The following is a 1,303-nucleotide window of genomic DNA, read 5'->3' on the forward strand; positions in this document are numbered from 1 at the left end:
TGGGATTGACCCGTTTTGACGGACAGGGTCGTTGAGGTGTGGTCAGGCTACCCGGCGCGCGGTTGTTTCGTAGGTGGCGGGGCTGAGGTAGCCGAGGCTGGAGTGCAGGCGGCGGGTGTTGTACCAGCCTTCGATGTACTCGAAGATCGCTTTGTGCGCGGCGGTGTGGGTGGGCCAGCCCTGCCGGTCGAGCAGTTCGGCTTTGATCGTGGCGAAGAACGACTCGGCGACCGCGTTATCCCAGCATTGTCCCTTGCGTCCCACCGACAATCGCACGCCCGCGTCGGCGGCGAGGGCGTTGAATTGCGCGGAGGTGTACTGGCAGCCGCGGTCGGAGTGGAAGATCACCCCGGGATCGGGGCGGCGCTGGGTGACGGCGCTGTGCAGCGCGTCGGCGACCAGGTCGGTGCGCAGGTGGTCCGCGGTGGCCCAGCCGACGACGCGTCGGGAGTCCAGGTCGATCACGGTGGCCAGGTAGAGCCAGCCTTCCCAGGTGTGGATGTAGGTGATGTCCCCGCACCAGCGGGTGTTGATATCGCCTGCGGCACAAGAGAAATCACGCTTGATCAGATCGGCTGGGGTGGCCGCGGCGAGATCGGGGACGGTGGTGGTGCGCCACCGTTTCGGTGTCCGCCCGGCCAGCCCGGCGGCGCGCAGGAGCCGGGCGACCCGTTTGCGGGAGTGCCGTTTGCCGCGGGCGCGGAGTTCGGCGTGGACCCGTGGCGTTCCGTAGGTGGCGTCCGACTCGTCGTGGATCGTGATGATCTCGGCGGTAAGATCCGCATCGTCTTGTTTGCGCTGGGACGGTCCGGCGGCACGGTGGGCATAGTAGGCGGCTCGGGAGACCTTCAGCAGTTCGCATGCACGCTTGACGTTGCCGTCGCTGCCGGCGTTCTCCGCCTCGATGAACGGGTACACGTTCACCGGGTCTCCTTCGCGAAGAAAGCCGTGGCCCGTTTGAGGATCTCCACATCCTCGGACAGGCGGCGGTTCTCCCGCCGCAACCGGGCCAGCTCTGCCCGCTCGTCGCTGGTCAGCCCGCCGTCGGCGCGGGTCCCGGCGTCACGCTCGGCCTGCTTGACCCACTCCCGCACACCGGTCTCGGTCAAGTCGAAATCCTTCGCGACCTGCCCGATCGACCGGTCGCCCCGCTGGCACAGCCCAACGATCTCGGCCTTGAACTCAGGCGTGAACGAACGACGAGGCCGAGGCTTCTTCCTGCCCATGGTCTCCATGATGGAACATCCTTCCCGAGGGCATCAGCCCCCTGATCTCGGATGTCCGTCAAAACGGGTCAGGCCCA

At 67.0% G+C, this 1,303-nt stretch carries 2 protein-coding genes; both read right to left on the reverse strand.

The window, feature by feature from the left end; genetic code table 11:
* Positions 1–42 precede the first annotated feature (42 nt).
* Positions 43–924 (reverse strand): IS3 family transposase, encoded by an 882-nt coding sequence (locus EIZ45_RS45800; RefSeq protein ID WP_043836095.1) that lies wholly within the window; start codon positions 922–924, stop codon positions 43–45.
* Positions 921–1,226: a transposase gene (locus EIZ45_RS45805; RefSeq protein WP_134662598.1), complete on the reverse strand. Its 306-nt coding sequence runs from the start codon at positions 1,224–1,226 to the stop codon at positions 921–923. The genes EIZ45_RS45800 and EIZ45_RS45805 overlap by 4 nt, the downstream gene beginning before the upstream one ends.
* Positions 1,227–1,303 lie beyond the last annotated feature (77 nt).

It is taken from the genome of Amycolatopsis sp. CFH S0740, from assembly GCF_004522315.1.
GTDB lineage: Bacteria > Actinomycetota > Actinomycetes > Mycobacteriales > Pseudonocardiaceae > Amycolatopsis > Amycolatopsis nivea.

What these genes read in the sequence shown, in the direction of transcription:
- EIZ45_RS45805 (WP_134662598.1), bottom strand. Translation starts at nt 1,226, where the DNA reads ATGGGCAGGAAGAAGCCTCGGCCTCGTCGTTCGTTCACGCCTGAGTTC.